The sequence below is a fragment of the Muribaculum intestinale genome (genome assembly GCF_002201515.1).
GTDB lineage: Bacteria > Bacteroidota > Bacteroidia > Bacteroidales > Muribaculaceae > Muribaculum > Muribaculum intestinale.
This window is the reverse complement of sequence record NZ_CP021421.1, coordinates 2,171,201-2,194,208: the sequence shown is the minus strand read 5'-3', so window position 1 is coordinate 2,194,208 and position 23,008 is coordinate 2,171,201. Positions and strand designations below refer to the sequence as shown.

Here is a 23,008-nt window from a genome sequence, read left to right as displayed (position 1 = left end):
TCATCCGGTTACTGCCAATGAAATACCTGATTGTAGGGCTGGGCAACATCGGCGACGAATACCGTGGAACCCGCCACAACATAGGATTTATGATATTGGATGCCTTTGCCGAGGCATCCAATATTTCTTTTACCACCGACCGCTATGGCGACGTGGCCCACATGCGTCTGAAAAACAAACTGCTGACGCTCGTGAAGCCGTCGACCTACATGAACCTCTCGGGCAATGCCGTGCGCTACTGGAAGGAGAAGGAAGGTATCGACAACAACCACATACTCGTGCTCGTCGACGACATAGCCCTCCCCTTCGGAGCTATACGCCTTAAGCCGTCGGGCTCCGATGCGGGCCACAACGGCCTGAAGAACATCGCCCAGATGCTTGGGTCGGCCGCCTACCCGCGTCTGCGCTTCGGCATAGGCAACGACTTTCCCCGCGGATGCCAGATAGACTACGTGCTCGGCCGCTTCACCCCCGCACAGCGCGAGGAGTTGCCACAGCGCATCGAGATAGCGTGCGATGCCATCAAGGCGTTCTGTCTGAGCGGCATACAGTTTGCCATGTGCAACTTCAACAATAACGGCCCGGCCCCGGCCAAGGGGACGGCCACCTCAAAAAACACTGACAACAATGCCACTGACTGAAGAACGGATTGACAAATGGATGTGGGCGACCCGAATATTCAAGACCCGCACCATCGCCACCGATGCCTGCAAGAAGGGCCGGGTGCTGATGGGTGGAGTTGCCGTAAAACCGTCGAGGACAGTGAAGGAGGGCGACGTGATAAGCGTGCGAAAGCCGCCCGTCACCTACTCTTTCCGAGTGAAAGCACTCACCGCCAACCGACTCGGCGCCCGGCTCGTGCCCGACTATCTTGAAAACATCACCCCTCAGTCGGAACTCGACCTGCTCGAGGTAGTGAAGATAAGCGGATTCATCGACCGCCGCAAGGGCCTCGGTCGACCTACCAAACGCGAAGGCCGCGAGCTGTCGCGATTCAAAGAGGAAGCCATGGACGACGGCTGGGACTTTGATTTTGACTTCGATTCCGACGACGAATGACCGTCACTCTGCCGATACTGTGCGACCGGTTCAACAGGTTTAATGAGCGGATATTCGGGGGCCGACTGCCGCGCATACCGCTGCGCGTAAGTTCCGCCGCCACACGTGCAGGGAGCTTCTCCCACCGCACGTCGCGTAGCCGATCAGGCATAGTCCACACGCGCTCGATAAGCATAAGCAGTGCCTTCGACCTTGAGCCCGATGCCCTCGACGATGTGATAATCCATGAGATGATTCACTACTGGATTGACCTCTACGGACCGCGTGAGACTCCCCACGGCCCGGCGTTTCGCGCCATGATGGATGAAATCAACCGCACACACGGACGCAATATCTCCATCCGGCTTTCGGCCACGCCCGAAGCAAGCCGAAAGCCCCGTTTCGTCGGAGTGATGGAGCTACCCGACGGACGTACAGGCATAGTCGTGCCGGTACGTTCGCGCCTTGCCGCCATGTACCGCGACATTCCGCGGCTCTTCGGCGCGGTCAACTGCCGGTGGTACGTATCATCTGACGGATATTTCTCACGTTTCCCCTCCGCACTTAAGCCCAAGCTATACATTACCGACCCAGGATGCCTTAAGGCGGCACTCGCCGGAGCACGCGGATTTACCATCTCCTCCGACAGGCTGATTATGTCGTCATCATCCTGATTGACAGCAGACATCACGCCCGCAAAATTTTTCGCGCACGGAATTTAACGCAACATTTGCAAAATATAAATGTTTTGCGTAATTTTGCACGCGATTTACCACAGCCCGCATTATGCGCATGCCGTGACACCTTGATTAATAACAACAAAACATTATACTGCAATGAAGAGAACATTCCAGCCCTCCAACCGCAAGAGAGTAAACAAGCACGGTTTCCGTGAACGTATGTCCACTCCCAACGGTCGCAAGGTCCTCGCACGTCGTCGTGCCAAGGGTCGCGTCCACCTCACCGTAAGCGATACCATCGCCCGCAAATAATATCCCTCTCTTACATAAGTAAACTCATCAAAGCACGGCAATTAACCGATTGCCGTGCTTTATGTATATGTACACGTGATGAACGTCACGATAAGTTGCTCGGTAAGTCTGTCTGTTACCACATTTTTTCGTAAATTTGCAGGTGTCAACACATCTATAAGAAAAGAACAAAAAATCATATACCTGCAATGGCAAAAGAACTGAAAAACCTCACCAAGCGCAGTGAGGACTACTCAAAATGGTACAACGAACTGGTGGTCAAGGCCGATTTGGCCGAACAGAGCGCAGTGCGCGGCTGCATGGTAATCAAACCCTACGGCTACGCCATCTGGGAAAAGATGCAGCGCTATCTCGACGACATGTTCAAGGCCACCGACGTGCGCAACGCATACTTCCCCCTGCTTATCCCCAAATCGTTCCTCTCCCGTGAGGCCGAACATGTCGAGGGATTTGCCAAGGAATGTGCCGTAGTGACACACCACCGTCTCATGAACGCACCCGACGGCTCGGGAGTAGTGGTCGACCCCGAGGCACGCCTCGAAGAGGAGTTAATCATCCGCCCCACTTCCGAGACAATCATCTGGAACACCTACCGCAACTGGATCAATTCATACCGCGACCTTCCTATCCTCTGCAACCAGTGGTGCAACGTATTGCGCTGGGAGATGCGTACACGCATGTTCCTCCGCACCGCTGAATTCCTCTGGCAGGAGGGCCACACAGCCCACGCCACTTCCGAAGAGGCCGAGGCTCGCGCTATCCAGATGCTCGACGTATACGCTGATTTCGCCGAGAAGTATCTTGCCGTGCCTGTGGTAAAAGGCGTGAAGAGCGCCAACGAACGCTTTGCCGGCGCCATCAACACCTACACCATCGAGGCCATGATGCAGGACGGAAAGGCTCTCCAGTCGGGCACCTCCCACTTCCTCGGCCAAAACTTCGCCAAGGCGTTCGACGTGACCTTCGTCAACAAGGAGAACAAGCCCGAATACGTATGGGCCACATCATGGGGAGTATCTACCCGCCTTATGGGCGCACTCATCATGACCCACTCCGACGACAACGGCCTTGTGCTCCCTCCCCACATCGCCCCCATCCAGGTAGTGATAATCCCCATCTACAAGAACGCCGACCAGCTCGCCGCCATCTCGGCACATGTCGACCCCATCATCAACCGTCTGCGCGAGCTCGGCATCAGTGTCAAGTATGACGACGCCGAAAACCGCCGTCCGGGATTCAAGTTTGCCGACTACGAGCTAAAGGGTATCCCCGTACGTCTCGCCATCGGCGCACGCGACATCGAGGAAGGCACTGTCGAGATAATGCGCCGCGACACACTCGAGAAGCACTCCGCACCCCTCGAAGGCATCGCCGAATATGTTGCCACACTTCTTGAAGAGATTCAGCAGGGTATCTACAACAAGGCACTCCGCCTCCGCGAGAGCATGACACGCCCCGTCGACACCTGGGAGGAATTCAAGACCGAAATCGAGAAGGGCGGATTCCTGCTCGCACACTGGGACGGAACAACCGAGACTGAAGAGAAAATCAAGGAAGAGACAAAGGCCACCATACGCTGTATCCCCTTCGACGGCGACACCACTCCCGGCACTTGTATCTACACCGGCAAGCCTTCGGCACGCCGTGTGATTTTCGCCCGCAACTATTGATTTTTACCGACATACAATGCTTATGTAGAGGGATGCATCCCTCTACATAAGCATTCCACTTTCTAAATATCCGAGCCATGTCATCTCCACTGCCGCGTATCGCAATCGTAATCCCATGCTACAACGAGGAAGAAGCGCTCCCGATTACATCGGCACGCATACTCTCTCTGCTCGACCGCATGGCCGCCGACGGTCTTGTGGCCCTCGACAGCTTCATAATGTGCAGCAACGACGGAAGCCGCGACGGCACATGGCAGGTAATCGAACAGCTTCACTCCGACGACACGCGCATCAAAGGCATATCGCTCGCCCACAACCGCGGGCACCAGTACGCCCTGCTTGCCGGACTGATGGCAGTACGCGATATGTGCGATGCAGCCATATCGATTGACGCCGACCTGCAGGACGACCCGGAAGCAATAGTACGCATGGTAGAGGAGTTTCGTCTCGGCAAAGAGATTGTGTACGGAGTGCGCTCAAGCCGTGCCACAGACACATGGTTCAAGCGTTCGACCGCACACGCTTTCTATTCACTGCAGCACCATATGGGCCTCGACACCGTCTACGACCATGCCGATTACCGTCTGCTGAGCGCCAGGGCTCTCGACCTGCTGTCGGAATATGGCGAAAGCAACCTGTTTCTGCGAGGCATAATACCACAGCTCGGCCTTGACACGGCGATTGTGACCTACGAGCGCCACGAACGTGTGGCCGGCGAGTCGAAATATCCGCTCGCCAAGATGCTCAGCTTCTCAGTCGACGGCATCACGTCGTTCTCATCCAAGCCGATACGCATTATTTTTGTCGTAGGCCTCATACTGCTGATTATCGACATCGCGGTAGCAATCTGGGTATTCGCAAGCTACTTCTCCCACAGCACAATCTCGGGCTGGACGTCGCTGATTATCTCCATATGGTTTCTCGGCTCCCTTACATTAATGGCCATCGGCATAGTAGGTGAGTATGTAGGCAAAATATATACCGAAGTAAAGCATCGTCCGCGCTACGCCATCCGCGACCGCTTGCTCTAACCTCCATATAGCACCGAGTCATACTCGACAAAATAACAACGCCGCACACCGAAAAAACCGGTAGTGCGGCGTTTTGCTGTTACTTGCCGAACATGATGGCTCTGTCGCGCTTGGCTGCCTGGCGTGCCAGCTTTTCAGGCACGAACTTCCATTGGTTGAGCGGACGAGGATTTACTTTGCCGTGTTCACGGATATATTCGGTGAGATAGTGGCGGAGATCGCGGTCGGTAGCACTGATGATACGCGACGGCAACTCGGAGTGCGGGATGCCGGCACCCTTGGTCAGCAGTTCGCCGCCCCCGTTGCCCCTATAGGAGTTTAGAGCCACTTTATAATGCTGTGCAAGGTCAAACGGACGCCCGTCGGCCATACGGAGTATGGTAATCTTCTCGCCTTCGGGTCGGGTAACATCGACCTCGTATATTATGCCCGCGGCAGAGTCGAAATTGTAGCTTGCGTTTTTCAGTTTGGAGTGGGTCTGGTCGCCACTGCGCGTACCGTCGCTGAACAGCATCATGTGGTCATCGGCCGATTTCATCTGCTGTGTCCACAATCCGTATGAGCGTTCCAGATAATTCTTTATCTCCTCTCCGGTTAGGTCCATTACATACAGCATGTTCTCATACTTGTAGAGATTGAACATGTCGCTTACGGTAATCTCTCCCGCAGGAATAGACGCATCGTAGCTCAGCGGCGCCACAAACGATACGTCAGCGCCTGTAATGCCGAGCTGAAGTTCATGTATGAGGTCGACAAACGCCGACGGTCCGAAGTAGGCGTTGCGAGTGGTTATACCTCGTGTCATAGTACCGATAGGAGTGTCGACATACTCCTTTATCGTAGCCATCTGCGGTGCGAATTCTGCCATAAACAGACTGTCTGGCTCATAAGAATCCATGTCGGAGATATGTCCGTCGATTTTTTTGCCGACAACATGTCCGAGGCTGTCGACACTGAAAGTCATCTCGACATCCACAAGGTGCACGGCATTGTTGGCCGGATTCATCACCAATACGCTGTCACCGTCGACATTTACAGTCCATTTGTTTTCAGTGCGGTGGTCGTGTCCCATGAGTACAACATCGAACCCAGGCACCCGCTGAGCCACCTCGAGCGATGCATTCTCCTTGTAGTTTACAAGAATATTGCCGGCCTGACCCGAGTGGAACAGACCGACAAGCACATCGGGATACTCGCGCTCCATGATTACTGGCACCCATTTGCGGGCAGTCTCCTCCATGTCGTCAAAACGGAGCCCTTGCCACAATACCTCGGGCAACCACGCCGGTATGCCGGGGGTAATCATTCCGAGCACGGCAATCTTTATACCCTTGCGATTGATTACGGTATATGGGCGGAAGTGAGGTTCGCCTGTAGCGGTATTTATTACATTGGCGCCGAGCACAGGCATTGAGCACTCCGCGGCCCAGCGGTCCATCACCTTGCGTCCCGTCTCTACGTCGTGGTTGCCGATTGTGCCGGCGTCGTATCCTATAAAGTCGAGCATACGAGCTGCAATATGGGGAGAAACGGTATCGACATAATTATAATAATATACTGTAGGCTGCCCCTGAAGTATATCGCCGTTGTCGACAACGATGACAGCATCGTCGCCCATCCGGCTGCGCACGTCTCTGACGGCAGAGGCCACACGCGCCAAACTGCCGTCGGATGGCTCTCCGGTAATAAAATTGTAGGGATAGAAATTGCCGTGCACGTCGCTTGTCTGAAGCATTCGCAACTTTACATCTTCGGCAAAAAGAGTGGCTCCGCAAAGCGCAGCCATGGCAAGTATAGAGATTCTTCTCATAATTAAAATTTCATCACCGGCATACATCGCTACATGCAGCCGGCACATTAATCGGTAGCTTATAAAAATTGCATGGAAGCGGACGGTATGGACGCCACTTCCATGCAAAAATATCGAATTTTGATGAGACAGACAAAAAATCACAGAGCCTCAAGCACCAACACACGCGAAGAGAAGTCGGTGGCATCAGCTTTATCTACACTGTGGAACGCCGGCATCGGCAGACCGTTTGACATGAGAGCACGTCCGCTGAAAGTCTTGCCCTCAAACGGGAGCGCTTTGTTGTCGATGCGGTTAAGCTCCTTAACACGATAGATTTTATCGGGGTCGAGGCCATCCATAGGTACGCGGTGGAGCTGCTCGGCAGCCATCGACTCGGTCTTCCACCAGAAGAAAGCAGCCTGCTTCTTGTCGGGTGACACATACATCAGTGATGCCACTCCCTTCTTGTCGAAGGGCGACTGGAGACGATACAGGTCGCCGAGTTGCACCACAGGACGTATGGCTTTATAGTCGGCTATGGCACGACGTGTCTGCTCCTTTTCAGCAACGGTCATATCCTTAGGCTGAAGCTCCATGCCGAGACGTCCGGCCATGGCCACGTCGGTACGGTATTTCAACGAAGTACGCCGTCCGGTCTGATGATTGGGCGCGGCGCTGATATGGCTGCCCATACCTATCGCAGGGAAGAAATAGCTTGTGCCCCACTGGATATATACACGCTGCAGAGCATCGGTATTGTCGCTGGTCCAATACTCGTCAAACCATGGCAGATAGCCGTAGTTGACACGTCCGCCACCGCTTGAACACGCCTGTATCACTACATCGGGATGCTTGGCACGAATACGGTCGAGCGTCTTCGTAAGCCCACGCCAGTACTCGATATTGTTGTGGCTCTGACGGTCGGTCGACAGATACTGCGAGCCATGTATTGCCATTGCGTTGTTTGCATCCCATTTTATGTAGGCGATTTCCGGATACTTTGTCATTAGCGTGTCGACTATGGTGAACACTATATCCTGACATTTCGGATTGGCCAGGTCGAGCGCCACCTGCGCTTTACCGCGCCCGGGCATATTTGCACGGTTTGACGCCTTGATAATATACTCAGGATGCTTTTCATAAAGCTCACTCTTCTCGTCGAGCATCTCCGGCTCAATCCATATACCGAACTTTACACCCGACTTCTTTGCAGCACCGGTCAGTCCCTTTATGCCATTGGGGAGTTTATTGGTATCGACCACCCAGTCGCCAAGCCCCTGCTGATTGTTGTCGCGGGGATATTTATGGCCAAACCATCCGTCGTCCATCACAAACAGTTCGCCGCCAAGAGAGGCAATATCCTCCATCATCTGCACCATCTCGTGCTCCTTTATGTCGAAATAGACACCCTCCCATGAGTTAAGCAGCACATCGCGCAACTTGTCGCCATGGGCGAGTTTGGTATCACGGCCCCAACGGTGGAAGTTGCGGCTCACCTGCCCCATACCGTTGTTGCTGTATGTAACGGCCAGGACGGGAGTAGTGAATGTCTCTCCCTTTGCCAGATGATACGGAGAATGCTCCTCGTTGATACCGGCAAAGAAGTGAATCCAATTGCTGTTATCGTTAAGCGTGCGCAGCTTGAACGCTCCGGGGTAGCATAAAGCGGCGCCGACTATGCGGCCACTGCGTTCCTGAGGCTTGCCGTCGAGCGAGAACATCATTTCGCCATGAGCGGCATGATTGGGACGAAGCTGATCGCGCGACTTGACTACCTTCACGCCATGTGGAAGAGGCAACTCCTCAAGCCAGCCCTCCTTGGCCCATTCGCCATACAGATTGCTGGTCCATACGTCGCCGTAAGGGAGGGCAATATATCCGGAAGCGTATTCAGAAAGAACCACATCGCCCTTCTCGCCATGTGATATATCACTCCACATTTCTATGATATCAGTCTCCGGATAAGTGCGGTAATTGAGCCGCACGTAGAAGGGATAATACTTGTCTTTAAGACTCACCGAAGTGACATTTCCCTCACGCTCCACACGGTCGACAACAAGGTCGAGTGTCATATTGCCGTCGGTATGGGTGGCGGCCACGGCTGTCTCGCGACGCGTGTTCATTCCATAAGGAGGATATGCGTTTACAGCCGGAGCGCCGGATGACGTCATCGACCGGATATCCTCATCACTTAATTTATCACCGTAGTGGTAGAAGCGTAATTCCTTGCCCTTGTCAGCCTTCAGCACAAGCGATGTGGCAGGTGTAGACACATGGACAATCTCGGCAGAAATGTCTGACAAGCCGAGCATAGGCAGTGCCAGGAGAGAGGCATATGCCATGGATAACTTAAGGTTCATAAATTTACTTTAAGGTTGATAGTTTAGAATTGTTGTAGACAATCACTTAGAGCATGCTCTAATTCACATTCGGAAGCAAATTTAAAAATTATTTAGATGTTTCGCAAATGGTTTCATTGCATTTTCATATCATAACGAACCATTTTCGCCATGAAACAGGGCATTTCATTGAAGCAGACTGAATTTATCGGAAAAATTTGGGGAGTTGCCAACGTATTGTTAACTTTCCTCTAAAACGTATTTACCTTATAAGAATGTGATATCCCCATAAACGGACAAGAACTGAGACAAATGTACATAAACACGGGTTCCGGCAGTCATTAGACAGCGGAATATAGATATAAGATTGCTACTTTCCTCTACAAGCTTGGTTAGCTTATGCCGGTATCCAACTCCTTCCGATGCTATTGCAAATTTGCGAACCGGGCTGCGATGCACCACAAAGTTAATTACATTGCACCGGAAGGTATGTCGAATGGCCCTCAGGCCATTTTCGATTCGAAAGATTTGAGTTGCTCCTCCAGGAGCCTCTGCTGCTCAAGTCTTTTGAGGTAGATGTCGATGAAGTCCTGCTCTTTGGAGAGCATGTGCCATATGGCGACGAGTATCTTGCGTGCGATGGCCACCTGAATTTTCATCCTGCTCTTTTTCTTGACCGTGGTCTGGACGTAGCTGAAATTTGAGAAGAAACAGTTCCGGGTTCTTGATGCGACCCATGCGATTTCAATCAGTATTTCTCTGAGATATCTGTTTCCGTGCGTCACTTTTCTGCTTTTGTAGCGACCATTGCTGACATCGTTTCGCGGTTTGAGTCCGCACCATCCGACAAGAGATGCCGCTGTTGCAAACATCTTCATGTCAACCCCTGTCTCCGCAATTATTGCCGTGGCCGCGCGTTCCTTGACTCCGGGGATGGTCTGAAGACGTCTGTACTGCTGGGGAAAGTGTTTCCCGCACAGGGCGGTGAGTTCCTTCTGGCATTCCGCCATCTGTGCCTCTATCAGGTCTATGACCGCCTTAGTCTGCCTGAAGATGATAATATCTGTATCCGAGAAGCAGCCTGTGACGGCCGCCATTATCGTCTGGCGGCCATGCTTGTTGATGGTGCGGCCATGAACCTTGGCGATCAGCTTTCCCGGATCACGCTCACCGTCGATTATGCAGGAAAGTACCGACTGATAGCTTTTCCCCTTTATCCGGCTCACGTAGTTGCTCAGCCTGAACCCGCAGCGCTGAAGGGCCGCATCAAGCTTGTTGGTGTTGTAGGTCAGATCTTCGTTGAGATCCATGATGCGGCGGTTAAGCTTGCGCATGTCCTGAACTATTGTCTCGGGAACGAAACTTCCTCTGATAAGATTCTTCAGCAAACATTCGGCTATCCACTGGGCATCCTTGATATCGCTCTTGCGTCCCGGAAGCTGTTTGATGAAATAAGGATTGACAAGCTTGAGTTCCATCGACCCGCAAAGCTCGTTCCATACGGGCACCCAATATACAGCTGTACTCTCCATGGCGGCCTCGGTTACGCCCCGGGCTGTCATATCATTACACATCTGGCGCAGGTCGGGAGTAAGAACTCCATAGGTTTTTTCGAAAATGATGGCCTCGTCATGCCCCATAATACAAAGATAAATGCTATCTTTGTGGACATCAAGGCCGGCGACTGTTCGGTTTCTGTCCATACCATTGAATTTAAATTATTCCTCCAAATTACTAAAATTGTGACTAAGAGCACGCAGGAGGGGACAGAAATCGGCGCGTCAGCCTTGTTTTTATTCTGCCGGTGTAGAAATCTCGCTGTTTTTATGTAAATTTGACAAAAACGACCCATATGGATATCAGAGACCACATAACAGGCGTGCAGCATATAGGACTGCCCACCGATGACATCGACAGAAGCATGGCATTCTACAGTTCAATTGGATTCTCCCCTATTTATGAAACCGTCAACGAAGCCGCCGACGAGCGCGTTGCATTCATGTCACTTGGCAACCTTGTGATGGAAATATATGAAAATCGCCATGCGACTCACAGAACAGGAGCCATAGACCATGTGGCCCTTGACGTACACGATATCGACACACTGTTCACACATGTGACTGCTCTTGGATACAATGCTATTGAAGGCCATGTATGCTCGCTCCCTTTTGGGGAGAAGGGGGTGAAGTTCTTTACCATACAGGGTCCTGACGGCGAAAAGATTGAATTCTGCGAACGCCTTAGATAGGCTAAGGCCATTCCTTGCATATGCCGACAAACCGCCAGGCAGATTTGTTATACAAAAGAAAACAGCACAGACATGTACACAGCATCGCAAAAACGCAAAGAAAACATAGCTGAATATCTGCTATATATGTGGCAGATTGAGGACCTAATCCGCGCCAACAATCTCGATATAGACAAAATACGCTCTTCCATTATCGACCTCTACGACCTCCCCCCCGAGAAGAAAAAAGAGATGGAAGAATGGTATGAGTCGCTTATCGACATGATGCGGCGCGAGGGTGTAGAGAAAAACGGCCATCTGCAACTCAACAAAAATGTGATAATACAACTCGACGACCTGCATCGTCAGCTAATGGCCGACCCTAAGTTTGTCGACTATCAGTCGGCTTTCTACCATACGCTACCCTACATCGTGGAACTGCGAGCACGCCAGGGCGATGACAAACTCGGTGAAATCGAGACATGCTTCGCCGCACTCTACGGCACGTTGCTGATGCGTCTGCAAGGTAAGGAAATCTCGAAAGAAACATCCGCGGCCATCTCAGGCATAACCCGATTCCTATCCCTTTTGGCCCGCTATTTCAAGCTCGACCAGGAGGACAAACTGTTTGACAACCCCGATACAAAGTAACCCGCAAATACCCGCATTCAAATATGAGCATCCTTGATTACTTCAAACGCAAAGGCATTGACAAACGAAATTACGACCTTGTCGTAACTTCCGACAAGCCTTACCAGACAGGAGTGACAGACAAAGATGGCATAATATGCCACAAGACATTTACTCCTCCGCTAAACATGGTTGCAGGGGAGGAATATCACCTGCCGGTAAAGGTCAGTTTTGACAAACGGAATCTTTACAGCCTTGAGCTATATCTGCCGGATGCTTCTACTGTAGAAATGCTGAAATCATTGCCGGAAAATACAACCGTGATGATCAGTCTATGGCTGTTTCTTGATGACGGCTCTTTCTTTATCATTTTTCCCGATGAAGTAAATCCTTATTTCGATGAAAACAGAATGATTACATTCTATCGTATATCATTTTCAAGAGCAGGATTCCACTCCGAACGTAAAAATCTCAAGGATGTATTTACATCGGAAGAGATATGCAACTTTCTAAGGGAGGAGCTTACCACTCATGACATTGTCGAGATACAGCCGAGAATCCTTGGCACAACCGACGACGGCGTAGACTGCCGGTCAATAGAAATCAGCTCACCAACCGCAGAGTATATAGCCAGAGCCATTGAGTCAATACACAACTCCGGCATATGACACCAATACAAGGCGCCTTGCGTCACCCATCTGTGCCGATACAAACAGCGCTGTGTCAACGGGATTTTGACACAGCGCCACATTTTTTTTGATAGGGTCAGAGCAGAGCAAGCACTTGCGGAAGGAGTGGCTGCACGTCGTCATTGACAATAAGATTGACACATGGATGTTTCTCGGGATGCGCAGTACGCTGCTGAGCCTCTATGCGTGCCTTTACCTGCTCGGCAGTCATGGAGTTACGCCGCATCACGCGCTTTATCTTCAACTCTTCAGGAGCAGACACTTCCCATACATCATCAACAAGTCTGTCAAGACGGCTCTCATAAAGCAGAGCAGTCTCAAGCCATACACGCTCAACGCCTGCCGACTCTGCCCACCGGCGAAAATCAGCACGCACGGCGCCATGCACTATAGAGTTGAGCAGCTCAAGCAAAATTGCATCGGCAAAAACTACAGCACCAAGACGCTTTCGGTCGATATTTCCATCGGCATCTATGGCATCGCCGCATATCTGTGTGGCAATAGCCTGCTTAATTTCTTCATCGCCATCCATAATCACTTTGGCCCGCGAGTCACAGTCATAGACAGGATAGCCCATCGTGCGCAGCATTTCCGATACTACGGACTTGCCGCTGCCGATTCCTCCGGTAATTGCGGTAATCTTCATGGTGTAATAAGTGTTTTAGTAAGAGTTTGTAATAAATGGTATTAAAGATTATATAACAGGTATGATTTCAAAGAGATAATAGTAATGGGACATCATTACTGATGACGCTGCTCTACAATGTACTCGACGCTGTCGGGAGAAATGGTCACATCACGGTACAGTTCAGGCATGAGCGACATTGTAACAGGAATCTTCGATGTTGGAGCCGACAGAGCATCGGCAAAATCAACATAAGCCTTTATATCGTAAGGCTCTGTATTATATGCACTCATCGGAATAAGATAGCTGACCTCTATCTGTGACGGGAATGTAAGCAGTCCATAGCCATGGGGCATGTTCTTGACTACAACCGATGCCATCTGGCTGCGCGCGATAAGAGGCTCGACAGGTATGGTTACGGTAACATTGTCGGGAATGATACGCACACCGTCGATAGGCTTTATCTTGACCAATACGGAAGTAGTATCGGTAAGTTTTGAGCGTATGATTGGCATCGTCTCGACCGATGTAAGCGAATGTGGCATATCGGTGACAGAATATAAAGTCACCGAATCGGTATTGATAGTAAGCGGACCGTTTACGATATTGCCAAGGGCCGGGCGCACATCAGCATTGACATGCACAGCCACTTTGCGGCCCGGACTTGTAGTATATATAAGTTTAAGCGAATCGGGCGCTACGGTAACAATCTGTGATGAACTTCCGAAATAGTCGCGCAGACGCGCCCCGAGATCCTGCCGGCCCATCAGAAAACGGTTGTCATCAGTGCGTCCCACATACTCCGCCCAATCGATTTTCATCACCTTGGAGTTGTTGAAGCGGTAACGCATCAGTATCGACCCTTTGTCTCTTACACTTGCCTTTATCACAGGCGGTACGTCGGTAATAAATGTAACGCTGTCGGGCACATTGACAATGGCTATGGGCACATCAATGTCGTCCTGCGATTCATTGTTAAGAGTAAGAAGCAGCCAAAATATGTAGGAAATGGCCAGAAACAAAAGAAACAGACCCACTTCACGGCCACGTGAAGACGTGACCGCAAGGTGGATTCTGTCTGTTATTTTACGTATTTTTTCCGTCAGTGCCATCCTCGCTATAGTGATATATCTGAGGGGGTTGATTACAAATTAGGCGCATCCGGAATACCGACGGCCGAATTATTTCTGAGCAGTTGCCTCGGTGATTTCCTGAGAAGAAGGATATACCGAATTCTTGTCGATTGTAATGCGCACGCCTTCGGAAATCTCTACGTCAAAAGTAGTAGTGCCTACATTGCGGATTTTTCCGTAGATACCACCAGCAGTAATAATCTTGTCGCCCTTGGCAAGTGCGTCGCGGAATTTCTTAATCTCCTTCTGCTTCTTCTGCTGCGGACGTATCATAAAGAAATAGAATACGGCGAAAAGTATTACAATTAGACCGATATTCATTATTCCGGCACCGTTTCCGCCGGCAGCCTGGAGAGCTATTAGATTGTAAATCATGTTTAAAAAGTCGTTGTTGTATTTATTATTAAATTTCTTCTCCTGCAAATATACACATATTTGCCGAGAAACCATCACTCAAGGCCTTTTTTGAGGCAAAATACTCAAACCATCGCAACATTCCCGACAATGGCACAGGATTATGCCGACCTTGATGTCACTCCTTTACCAGTGTGCCGTCGCTCTTAAGTTGATTGATTATACCATAGAGCATGCCGGTAACAAACTGTCCGCTCTTTGCAGTCGAATAGTAGTTGGCTATTTCGGTATATTCATTAACTGTCACAACGGTAGGTATAGAGGGGAAGTTAAGTAGCTCGGCTATTGCAGTCTCAAGTATCACTATATCCATGAACGCGAGACGCTCAGGATCCCAGGTGCTACCCTCAAGGCGCGAGTCGATAAGAGCGCGGTACTCCTGCTGATGGGCCACAGCCGCATCAAAAAGACGCGGACCGAAGCGCTCATCCTCAATATCCTTAAACTTGGGCATCAGATTGACACTCTCCAGGTCGTCGCCGGCATGAGCGAAGCGACGTATAGTCTTCAGAACGAATGAGCCCATTATTGCCAGGTCATCATTCCAGAATACAGACTGAGCCTCAAGAGCCTCGGCCAACTCGTCGCTGTCGGCTATCACATTCTTGAAAAGAGCGTACCACAACTCACTGTCTTTTTCCATATCGCTCACCGGATCGGCCATGTAAGCCTTGTATATCTCCGACTCCATGATTTTGTCAAGCAGATGGCGCAGAGTCACCTGATCGTCAATCCAGCTTATGGGGGTAGCCTCAAGATATGCTTTCATATCGGCATTTTCAGCGATAGCGCGCACAAACTGATTCTCGACAAATTTCATATTCGGGTTGAGATCGTCATGGCTTGGGAGATATTTATGCTTGGCCTCGTCAATCTGTATCTCGCGTATATGCGTCAGGTCTATCATCAACTGCAGGAGCGAATGATAAAGTTCGTAGGCCTTATCGAGCGATGTGCCGAGCGAACGGCGGGCATCTATCAGCGAAGAGCGCACGTCGGCATAATCGTCAATCGTGGCATCAAACATTCTGAGAGCCTCGTTGTAGCCGTTGATTGTAAAGTCGGGATTGGAACGCACCAGAGTGTCGATACCCTTGTCGCGCAGAAGCACAGTGCGTATCAGATTCTTCCACAGGCGTGCTTCATCATCAATCTCCATCGGAGTGCGCTTGCGCATGTATTCCTTGAATATGGCCGATTCTTTCAGAGCGGCGCTGTATACTCCTCTCAGCGGAGTCAAGGCTTCAATCCATGAACGCTGCGCAGTAATAATCGGACGGAGTTCATCGTTGGTTGACAGTGCGGCAGCAATGCGGGTGTACGGCTGTCCTGATTTCGAACGTTCGGGAGCAATTATGCGCAATATGTTGTCGCTGTCGAATGTTATGCGATAACCCGAGTTGTCGAGAAGCAGCAACAGGAGTTCATTGTATAGCGAGTGGGCGAAGCGCTTGTCGCGTGAAGGTGCGTCGGGTGCCGGGATAATATTAAATCGGCTTCGTGTAAGAAGGTAGGAATAAAGCATTTGTACTACCTTCATTCTGATGAGTATTCTATTAATCATAACTCGCTTTTTTGAACTCTTTCAATTATCGATTCTGAACTCTTTCAATTTTTTTCGGCTGCAAAGTTACAAAACATTCTCCACTCCAACCTACTTTTATCCCGGAAAAAATGAAGATTTGTTAAAATATAGAAATATTCGCAAATCACGCCAATATCGCGCCCCATCCGTAGCTCAGTGTCACCGACAAAAATACACAATCAAGCATGTGCCGGTACAAAGTCATGACCCGCTACAAGGAATTACATTATAGTATGTCTACTTTACGAGCAGAGGCGCGATATACCTGCCTGTATAACTGCCGGCACATGCCGCAATCTGCTCGGGAGTGCCGGAGGCCACTACATTGCCACCGAGGTCGCCACCTTCAGGACCGATGTCAATAACATGGTCGGCACACTTGATTACATCAAGATTATGCTCTATAATCAATACGGTATGTCCCTGCGCAATAAGTCTATTGAAGCTGTCCATCAGTTTGTTTATATCATTCAGATGCAGTCCGGTAGTCGGTTCGTCGAATATAAACATTGTAGGCTCAGGCTTCTCCTGCGCGAGATAGTAGGCAAGTTTAACACGCTGGTTCTCTCCTCCCGAAAGCGTTGAGGATGACTGACCGAGTTTGATATATCCCAGTCCTACATCCTGGAGCGGTTTCAGACGCTTTACTATCTTCTTGGCAAGAGAAGTTGCGTCCTCGCCAAAAAATTCGATAGCCTGGTTGACAGTCATTTCAAGCACATCATTGATATTCTGTCCGCGATAACGTATATCAAGTATCTCCGGCTTGAAACGCTGGCCATGACACGTCTCACACGGGATGACGATATCGGCCATAAACTGCATCTCGATAGTGATGGTGCCCTCCCCCTTGCATTCCTCACATCGTCCGCCCTCAGTATTGAACGAGAAGAAAGCGGGAGTAAATCCCATCTGCTTGGCACCCTGCTGATCTGCAAACAGTTTGCGTATCTCGTCGTAAGCCTTAAGGTATGTAGCGGCATTGCTTCGCGACGAACGTCCGATAGGGTCCTGGTCGACAAACTCTACTGCCTTTATGCGCGACAAATCGCCACGCAACTCCTTGTGAAGCCCCGGAGCGTCGCCGGCTTCTCCGAGCCGACGCACCATGGCACGCCAGAATACATCGCGCACAAGCGTAGACTTACCGCTGCCGCTTACTCCGGTTACTACAGTCATAACCCCGAGCGGAAAACGCACATCAATATTTTTCAGATTATGTTCACGTGCACCGACCACTTCTATATAATCTTTCCAACGGCGACGTTGCGCAGGGAGAGGCACCGACAAATCACCGCGCAGATATTTTACCGTATACGAATCGGTAGAATCCTTCGGTAGTGGATTCACAGGACCCTGATATACAATATTGCCGCCAAGGCGTCCGGCATCGCGTCCCACATCAATAAGATAGTCGGCCGCACGCATGATATCGGCGTCATGTTCTACGATTACCACCGTGTTACCTATCATCTGAAGACGTCGGAGCACTTCCACAAGTTTGGCCGTGTCGCGCGGATGCAGTCCAATGCTCGGTTCGTCGAGTATATACAAAGAGCCGACAAGGCTACTACCTAACGAAGTGGCAAGGTTGATACGCTGGCTCTCGCCACCAGACAGAGTCGATGACAACCGGTCGAGAGTAAGATATCCGAGCCCTACGTCGCACAAAAATCCGATGCGGCTGTTGATTTCCGTAAGCAACCTTGTGGCCACACGCGATTCTGTATCGTCAAGCACCAGTTCTGAAAACCAACGGCGAAGGTCGGCAACCGGCATGCTTACAAGTTCCATAATGGTGCGGCCGCCGATTTTCACATACGACGCGTCAGGCTTAAGCCTTGAGCCATGACATTCAGGACATACCGTCTTACCGCGATAGCGCGCTTTCATCACACGGTACTGTATCTTATACTGATTCTCGTCGACCCACTTGAAGAAACCGTCGATACCGTAAAACTTGCCGCGCCCATGCCAGAGGATATCAAGCTCGTCGGGAGTAAGCTCGCAATATGGCTTATGGATGGGAAATCCGAGCTGAGGAGCCAGACGTATCAAATCGCGCTTGCATTCGCTCATCTTCTCCCCGCGCCAGCACACCACGGCGTCGTCATATACCGAAAGTGAGGTGTCGGGCACCACCAGCGCAGGATCAATGCCGACAGTCTTGCCAAATCCTTCGCATACCGGACACGCCCCATATGGATTGTTGAAATTAAACATGAGTTCGCTTGGCTCGCGGAAGGTAATGCCGTCGGCCTCGAACCGCTTGGAAAATCTATGCTCCTTCAACCCTTCGTCAGTCCACACAAGAAGCACCATCTCGTCACGTCCTTCGAAGAACGCAGTCTCAGCCGACTCTGCCAGCCGACTCAATTCATCACCGTCACCGGCCACAGCCAGACGGTCAATCAATAGCATAAGCCCGTCGGACGCCCCGGGCAAACTGTCCCCGGCGAGTATCTCCTCTATTTCAAGAAAATGTCCGTCGGGCACTGTCACGAGGCGCGAATATCCCCCTTTCATAAGTATCTCGAGCTGCTGCCGCAAAGCTCGCCCTTCGGGAAGGACAATCGGTGCTGCAACTGCAACACGTGTTCCCTCCGGATATGAACCGGCGACAGCGAGCACATCGCTTACAGTATGCTTGCGCACCTGCTCTCCTGAAACCGGAGAATAAGTGCGCCCTACCCGACCGAAAAGCAGACGCATATAATCATATATCTCAGTCGAAGTGCCTACCGTAGAACGCGGATTGCGGGTATTCACTTTCTGCTCAATGGCGATTGCAGGGGGCAGACCTCTTATAAAATCGACCTCAGGCTTGGCCATCTTGCCGAGAAACTGACGGGCATAAGCCGACAGGCTCTCGACATACCGTCGCTGCCCCTCGGCATAAAGGGTATCGAATGCAAGACTCGATTTTCCGCTACCGCTCACCCCGGTTATAACCACCAGACGATTGCGGGGAATCTCCACGCTTACATTCTTCAGATTGTTGACTCTTGCCCCTTGAATTAATATATTGCGTTCAGACATTGACTTTTCAAATTAACTTGCAAATGTACGAATTCCATGCCAAACGCTGATATATACAAAACTTAACCCTCTACAAAAAAGTGTTAACCATACACATCTACAATCAGACGCACCTTTTATCCGTGAATACATCCGGATTTTTCCGGCATTTTTTTTGGAGGATTCAACCAGAAGAACTATCTTTGCGTTATAAAGACAAAGGGAAAGAGATCCTGATGACACTCTACAGACATTCTGGATAGGCAATTTTTCAATATCCGAGTCTGAGATGTCGAAGATGATAACACCACATCAAAGTAGATTGGGAAACTCATCAATTAATAATGAAATACCGAGACAAGCTTAGCTGTCTGATGGCGGGCCCCATCCCTCTTTTTCGGAGAGTGGAGGTGTCTACGACACCAAGGCGGATTACAAAGGATGGCGAGCGCTCAAATCCTGTCATTCGGAGTTTCATCGCATTCCTTTGATGTGGCACTTTAAAAGAAAGGGCAGACCCTATTGCGGGCTGCCCTTCTTTTTGTTGTTTCGGAATACCCCCATTACATATGAAAGATATTACATACACCATGATATTGCGAGGCTGTGCTGTAGCCGCCGCATCTATTATTATCGCAGGGACGACTACCGCATCCGCACAGCAGAATGCTGACAGACGCACTGCCGGTGACAATCTGCCTGAACTCGGACTGCCGCTCGACATACCATTGATACTCAGTGGCAATTTCGGCGAATTGCGGCGCAACCATTTTCATTCCGGACTTGATTTCAAGACCCAGGGTCGCACCGGACTGACCGTACGCAGCGCCGACGACGGGTATGTAAGCCGAATCGTGGCCTCGCCATGGGGGTTCGGACGCGCGGTATACGTAACACATCATTCGACCGGACTCACCACAGTATACGGCCACCTCGAAGCATTCTCTCCGACAATCGACAAACGTGTGCGTGCCGAACAATATGCCCGTGAGACTTTCTCCATCGACATGAATTTTCTCCCGGGAGAGCTGCCCGTAAAACGTGGGGAGGCGATAGGCCGTAGCGGAAACGCCGGCTCATCAGGAGGCCCACACCTGCATATGGATGTACGCGACACCCGCACAGGCGATCCGCTCGACCCTATGGTATATTACCGACGCCATATAAAAGATGCCGTAGCCCCTGAAGTGAGAGCGCTTGGCCTGTATGCCGTCGATGGAGAAGGCACCGTTACAGGAGCATCCACACTCGTGCCGGCAAAATTCGCCCAGGGATTCACAGCCTGGGGACGTGTAGCTCCGGCAATAAAAGCCTACGACCGTATGAACGGCACAACAAATATCTATGGAGTAAAACATCTCTCACTGGAAGTTGACGGCAAAGAGGTATACCGACGCACAATTGACCGTTTTTCATTTGACAACACCAAGGCGGTAAACACTCTCACCGACTATGCCGGAGTAATCAACAGCGGCTCATGGATGATGTGGACACTGCTACCCGACTCCGAACCGCTTGGCGACATGATACGCACAGTCGACCGCGGCACACTGCTCATAAACGAAGAGCGGGATTACAAATGCCGCTGGATATTGGTGGATGAACATGGCAACCGGAAAACACAGCCCTTTACAATCCATGGCCGAAAAGCCGACATACCCGAAGGCTCGCGCAAGGGCAGTCTCATAGACCATCGCGGACGCAACACTTTCAATGTAGACGGCGCAGAAGTAACATTCCCCAAAGGCACATTCTACAATGACGGCTATATATCGATAACATCCACTCCTTCCGAAAAATATCTCACACCGGTGTATTCCGTAGGGAGCGCTACCGTGCCGGTTAGCGGTGAGTTTGAAGTCAACATAGATGTTCAGTGTCCACCGGCGACCGACACCGAAAAGCTATGCATGGTACGACTTACTCCAAAGGGTGGCTCTGCCCGTGTCGATGCCACATGGCGCGACGGACGCATGGAAGGACGTCCGTCGGCACTTGGCCGCTTCACCGTCACAACCGATACAGTAGCACCAAAGGTACGTCCCGTCAAACCGGAAACCTGGGGACGTAACGGGCGCGTGAAATATGTGCTTTCCGACAATCTCAGCGGTGTAAAGACCTACCATGGCACCATCGACGGTAAGTTCGCACTGTTTGAGCTCGACGGCAAAACGGCTACCGCGACTTTCGTAATGGACCCGTCGCGCTTTACAAAAGGTAAAAAACATGAGGTGACAATGACCGTTACTGATGCTTGCGGCAACACGGCGACCTCCCACGACACATTCATCTGGTGATAATTGACAGACTCCTGGCCAAACGGCAGGCTTCGGCCGAATTCTTCACCTGAAGTTTGGCCAATATTTCCTGACGATGACGACTTACGGTATGCACACTTATCGACAACACATCGGCAATCTCACGGCTCGAACGTCCCATGTCAATCAGTTCAAGCACCTGTTTTTCCCGTCTGGACAGAATACTGTCGTCGGAAGCGGATGTCAGAGGATGAAGTTGACCGGTAACGGAATTTACGGCAACACTCCTGCCGGGAAAGTCGAATGCCTGAGGGCCATAGAGACATAGCGCGTGACTCAAAGCATCACCGTCGGGAGTATATATATAGTACATACGGTGGAGCACATCTACCGGCGACACACCGCGAGGCAAGAAACGCAGTTTGGCGGCAAGGAAGTATACATGTCTGCGCCCGCGGGGCATATGTCGCAGAAAGTTATAGAACCTTAACTCTGCCAGATACTTCTCCTCACGGTCGGCCTCCGGAATCAGTTCAAGTATCTCCTTTTCCCAGATTGAGTTTTCAGAGATATAGCGTCGTAATCCTATGCTGTCACTGAACGCACCGTGAAATATACGGCTCGTGCCGGCCTTAAGGTCACTGAGCACCGCCACAACATTCTCCATCGTAGCTATAGCCTCGGCATAGCGCTCCACCGCCATCCGGTAGGTGCTTGCCGGCGAATGAGGCTGGTTTTTCATTATGGTATCGAGTCTGCGAAAGGTATCCATATGCAAAAATGGTTATTTTCAGCCATTGCCCACTATAAAGCAAGCCATTAACTTTGCAAAGTTAATTGATTGAATGGTTATTTAAAAATAATAAAGCAATGAATATAAAGGCAACATTAGCTACAGCATTATCACTTATTGCAGCTCAATCGGTTTGTGGGCAGAGACTTGAAAAAATGAATTGGTTTAACGAACCGGCACAATGGAACATAAGCGGAGGGAAACTCTCTATGGACGTCACTCCGCAGAGCGACTACTGGCGGATATCACACTACGGATTCACCGTTGACGACGCACCCTTCTATTATGCCGAATACGGCGGCGAATTCGAGGCAAAAGTAAAAGTGTCGGGCGACTACAAGGTGCGATTCGACCAGGCCGGAATGATGATACGCATTGATCATGAAAACTATATAAAGGCCGGAATAGAATTTGTCGACGGCAAATATAACCTCAGCACTGTAGTTACCCATCACACATCCGACTGGAGTGTTATAGCCCTCGACCGTCCAGTCGACTTCATATGGATAAAAGCCGTACGCCGCCTCGATGCCATCGAGATATTCTACTCTTTCGATGACAAGGAATACACACTCATGCGCAACGCATGGATGGAGGCCAACCGCCCGGTAAAAATCGGCATGATGGCCGCATGCCCCGACGGAAACGGCTTCCGTGCCACATTCTCCGACTTCTCGGTAAAGCATCTGCCCGACGCCACACGTCTGAAGTGGCTGGAGCAGAATGCCGCAGAATAAGAGCTTGTTTAAAAATATTGGATATCGGGAGAGAAAA

At 50.8% G+C, this 23,008-nt stretch carries 20 protein-coding genes; 11 read left to right on the top strand and 9 right to left on the bottom strand.

Translation table 11 applies throughout. The features are described 5' to 3' along the window. The first annotated feature begins 17 nt into the window (after positions 1-17). From pth to ADH68_RS08760, 6 genes are all read left to right on the top strand, one after another. The gene (pth, locus tag ADH68_RS08785; RefSeq protein ID WP_068961138.1) at positions 18-641 is read left to right on the top strand and encodes an aminoacyl-tRNA hydrolase; all 624 of its coding nucleotides are present in this window, start codon (positions 18-20) and stop codon (positions 639-641) included. After that, entirely contained in the window at positions 634-1,059 is a 426-nt protein-coding gene (locus tag ADH68_RS08780) for an RNA-binding S4 domain-containing protein (protein WP_068962088.1), read from the top strand. Before pth ends, ADH68_RS08780 begins: the two co-directional genes overlap by 8 nt. After that, positions 1,056-1,712, top strand: a complete 657-nt coding sequence (locus ADH68_RS08775; protein ID WP_068961139.1) for a SprT family zinc-dependent metalloprotease — start codon at positions 1,056-1,058, stop codon at positions 1,710-1,712. The genes ADH68_RS08780 and ADH68_RS08775 overlap by 4 nt, the downstream gene beginning before the upstream one ends. A 162-nt stretch (positions 1,713-1,874) precedes the next feature. Then, positions 1,875-2,030: a 50S ribosomal protein L34 gene (rpmH, locus tag ADH68_RS08770; RefSeq protein WP_068961140.1), complete on the top strand. Its 156-nt coding sequence runs from the start codon at positions 1,875-1,877 to the stop codon at positions 2,028-2,030. Positions 2,031-2,218: 188 nt separating this feature from the next. Next, entirely contained in the window at positions 2,219-3,700 is a 1,482-nt protein-coding gene (gene proS / locus ADH68_RS08765; RefSeq protein WP_068961141.1) for a proline--tRNA ligase, read from the top strand. Between the two features lie 77 nt (positions 3,701-3,777). Continuing rightward, positions 3,778-4,731: a glycosyltransferase family 2 protein gene (locus tag ADH68_RS08760; RefSeq protein WP_068961142.1), complete on the top strand. Its 954-nt coding sequence runs from the start codon at positions 3,778-3,780 to the stop codon at positions 4,729-4,731. 79 nt (positions 4,732-4,810) lie between these two features. Here ADH68_RS08760 and ADH68_RS08755 read toward each other — a convergent pair whose 3' ends face one another. The 3 genes from ADH68_RS08755 to ADH68_RS08745 form a co-directional block, all read right to left on the bottom strand. Next, entirely contained in the window at positions 4,811-6,541 is a 1,731-nt protein-coding gene (locus ADH68_RS08755; RefSeq protein ID WP_068962089.1) for a bifunctional metallophosphatase/5'-nucleotidase, read from the bottom strand. Positions 6,542-6,681: 140 nt separating this feature from the next. Continuing rightward, on the bottom strand, positions 6,682-8,883 hold the full coding sequence (locus ADH68_RS08750; RefSeq protein ID WP_084274068.1) for an alpha-galactosidase: 2,202 nt from the start codon (positions 8,881-8,883) through the stop codon (positions 6,682-6,684). 482 nt (positions 8,884-9,365) lie between these two features. Then, positions 9,366-10,565, bottom strand: a complete 1,200-nt coding sequence (locus ADH68_RS08745; RefSeq protein ID WP_068959705.1) for an IS110 family RNA-guided transposase — start codon at positions 10,563-10,565, stop codon at positions 9,366-9,368. Positions 10,566-10,714: 149 nt separating this feature from the next. Here ADH68_RS08745 and ADH68_RS08740 point away from each other — a divergent pair, with 149 nt between their 5' ends. The 3 genes from ADH68_RS08740 to ADH68_RS08730 all read left to right on the top strand — a co-directional run bounded on the left by ADH68_RS08740 (position 10,715) and on the right by ADH68_RS08730 (position 12,387). Next, entirely contained in the window at positions 10,715-11,110 is a 396-nt protein-coding gene (locus ADH68_RS08740) for a VOC family protein (RefSeq protein ID WP_068961144.1), read from the top strand. Between the two features lie 72 nt (positions 11,111-11,182). Further along, positions 11,183-11,740 (top strand): DUF4924 family protein, encoded by a 558-nt coding sequence (locus tag ADH68_RS08735; protein WP_068961145.1) that lies wholly within the window; start codon positions 11,183-11,185, stop codon positions 11,738-11,740. Between the two features lie 23 nt (positions 11,741-11,763). After that, entirely contained in the window at positions 11,764-12,387 is a 624-nt protein-coding gene (locus ADH68_RS08730; RefSeq protein WP_068961146.1) for a hypothetical protein, read from the top strand. Between the two features lie 97 nt (positions 12,388-12,484). Here ADH68_RS08730 and coaE read toward each other — a convergent pair whose 3' ends face one another. The 5 genes from coaE to uvrA all read right to left on the bottom strand — a co-directional run bounded on the left by coaE (position 12,485) and on the right by uvrA (position 19,204). Then, the gene (gene coaE, locus ADH68_RS08725; RefSeq protein ID WP_068961147.1) at positions 12,485-13,054 is read right to left on the bottom strand and encodes a dephospho-CoA kinase; all 570 of its coding nucleotides are present in this window, start codon (positions 13,052-13,054) and stop codon (positions 12,485-12,487) included. 95 nt (positions 13,055-13,149) lie between these two features. Beyond that, a complete protein-coding gene (locus ADH68_RS08720; protein WP_068961148.1) occupies positions 13,150-14,145 on the bottom strand; it encodes a YbbR-like domain-containing protein in 996 nt (331 codons plus the stop codon). 69 nt (positions 14,146-14,214) lie between these two features. Then, the gene (yajC, locus tag ADH68_RS08715) at positions 14,215-14,541 is read right to left on the bottom strand and encodes a preprotein translocase subunit YajC (protein ID WP_068962090.1); all 327 of its coding nucleotides are present in this window, start codon (positions 14,539-14,541) and stop codon (positions 14,215-14,217) included. Positions 14,542-14,698: 157 nt separating this feature from the next. Further along, the gene (locus ADH68_RS08710; RefSeq protein ID WP_157755881.1) at positions 14,699-16,120 is read right to left on the bottom strand and encodes a transcription antitermination factor NusB; all 1,422 of its coding nucleotides are present in this window, start codon (positions 16,118-16,120) and stop codon (positions 14,699-14,701) included. A 282-nt stretch (positions 16,121-16,402) separates the two neighbouring features. Further along, the gene (gene uvrA, locus ADH68_RS08705) at positions 16,403-19,204 is read right to left on the bottom strand and encodes an excinuclease ABC subunit UvrA (protein ID WP_068961149.1); all 2,802 of its coding nucleotides are present in this window, start codon (positions 19,202-19,204) and stop codon (positions 16,403-16,405) included. Between the two features lie 548 nt (positions 19,205-19,752). Here uvrA and ADH68_RS08700 point away from each other — a divergent pair. Beyond that, the gene (locus ADH68_RS08700; protein WP_068961150.1) at positions 19,753-21,480 is read left to right on the top strand and encodes a M23 family metallopeptidase; all 1,728 of its coding nucleotides are present in this window, start codon (positions 19,753-19,755) and stop codon (positions 21,478-21,480) included. Here ADH68_RS08700 and ADH68_RS08695 read toward each other — a convergent pair. After that, positions 21,470-22,213, bottom strand: coding sequence for a response regulator transcription factor (locus ADH68_RS08695; protein ID WP_068961151.1), 744 nt, complete (start codon positions 22,211-22,213; stop codon positions 21,470-21,472). The two genes, ADH68_RS08700 and ADH68_RS08695, sit on opposite strands and share 11 nt — an antisense overlap. A gap of 98 nt (positions 22,214-22,311) precedes the next feature. Here ADH68_RS08695 and ADH68_RS08690 point away from each other — a divergent pair, with 98 nt between their 5' ends. Continuing rightward, positions 22,312-22,971, top strand: coding sequence for a DUF1349 domain-containing protein (locus ADH68_RS08690; RefSeq protein WP_068961152.1), 660 nt, complete (start codon positions 22,312-22,314; stop codon positions 22,969-22,971). The last annotated feature ends 37 nt before the right edge of the window (positions 22,972-23,008 follow it).

Coding starts and splice junctions, on each gene's coding strand:
- pth (WP_068961138.1), top strand. CDS start 18: ATGAAATACCTGATTGTAGGGCTGGGCAACATCGGCGACGAATACCGT.
- ADH68_RS08775 (WP_068961139.1), top strand. CDS start 1,056: ATGACCGTCACTCTGCCGATACTGTGCGACCGGTTCAACAGGTTTAAT.
- rpmH (WP_068961140.1), top strand. CDS start 1,875: ATGAAGAGAACATTCCAGCCCTCCAACCGCAAGAGAGTAAACAAGCAC.
- proS (WP_068961141.1), top strand. CDS start 2,219: ATGGCAAAAGAACTGAAAAACCTCACCAAGCGCAGTGAGGACTACTCA.
- ADH68_RS08760 (WP_068961142.1), top strand. CDS start 3,778: ATGTCATCTCCACTGCCGCGTATCGCAATCGTAATCCCATGCTACAAC.
- ADH68_RS08755 (WP_068962089.1), bottom strand. CDS start 6,541: ATGAGAAGAATCTCTATACTTGCCATGGCTGCGCTTTGCGGAGCCACT.
- ADH68_RS08750 (WP_084274068.1), bottom strand. CDS start 8,883: ATGAACCTTAAGTTATCCATGGCATATGCCTCTCTCCTGGCACTGCCT.
- ADH68_RS08745 (WP_068959705.1), bottom strand. CDS start 10,565: ATGGACAGAAACCGAACAGTCGCCGGCCTTGATGTCCACAAAGATAGC.
- ADH68_RS08740 (WP_068961144.1), top strand. CDS start 10,715: ATGGATATCAGAGACCACATAACAGGCGTGCAGCATATAGGACTGCCC.
- ADH68_RS08735 (WP_068961145.1), top strand. CDS start 11,183: ATGTACACAGCATCGCAAAAACGCAAAGAAAACATAGCTGAATATCTG.
- ADH68_RS08730 (WP_068961146.1), top strand. CDS start 11,764: ATGAGCATCCTTGATTACTTCAAACGCAAAGGCATTGACAAACGAAAT.
- coaE (WP_068961147.1), bottom strand. CDS start 13,054: ATGAAGATTACCGCAATTACCGGAGGAATCGGCAGCGGCAAGTCCGTA.
- ADH68_RS08720 (WP_068961148.1), bottom strand. CDS start 14,145: ATGGCACTGACGGAAAAAATACGTAAAATAACAGACAGAATCCACCTT.
- yajC (WP_068962090.1), bottom strand. CDS start 14,541: ATGATTTACAATCTAATAGCTCTCCAGGCTGCCGGCGGAAACGGTGCC.
- ADH68_RS08710 (WP_157755881.1), bottom strand. CDS start 16,120: ATGAAGGTAGTACAAATGCTTTATTCCTACCTTCTTACACGAAGCCGA.
- uvrA (WP_068961149.1), bottom strand. CDS start 19,204: ATGTCTGAACGCAATATATTAATTCAAGGGGCAAGAGTCAACAATCTG.
- ADH68_RS08700 (WP_068961150.1), top strand. CDS start 19,753: ATGAAAGATATTACATACACCATGATATTGCGAGGCTGTGCTGTAGCC.
- ADH68_RS08695 (WP_068961151.1), bottom strand. CDS start 22,213: ATGGATACCTTTCGCAGACTCGATACCATAATGAAAAACCAGCCTCAT.
- ADH68_RS08690 (WP_068961152.1), top strand. CDS start 22,312: ATGAATATAAAGGCAACATTAGCTACAGCATTATCACTTATTGCAGCT.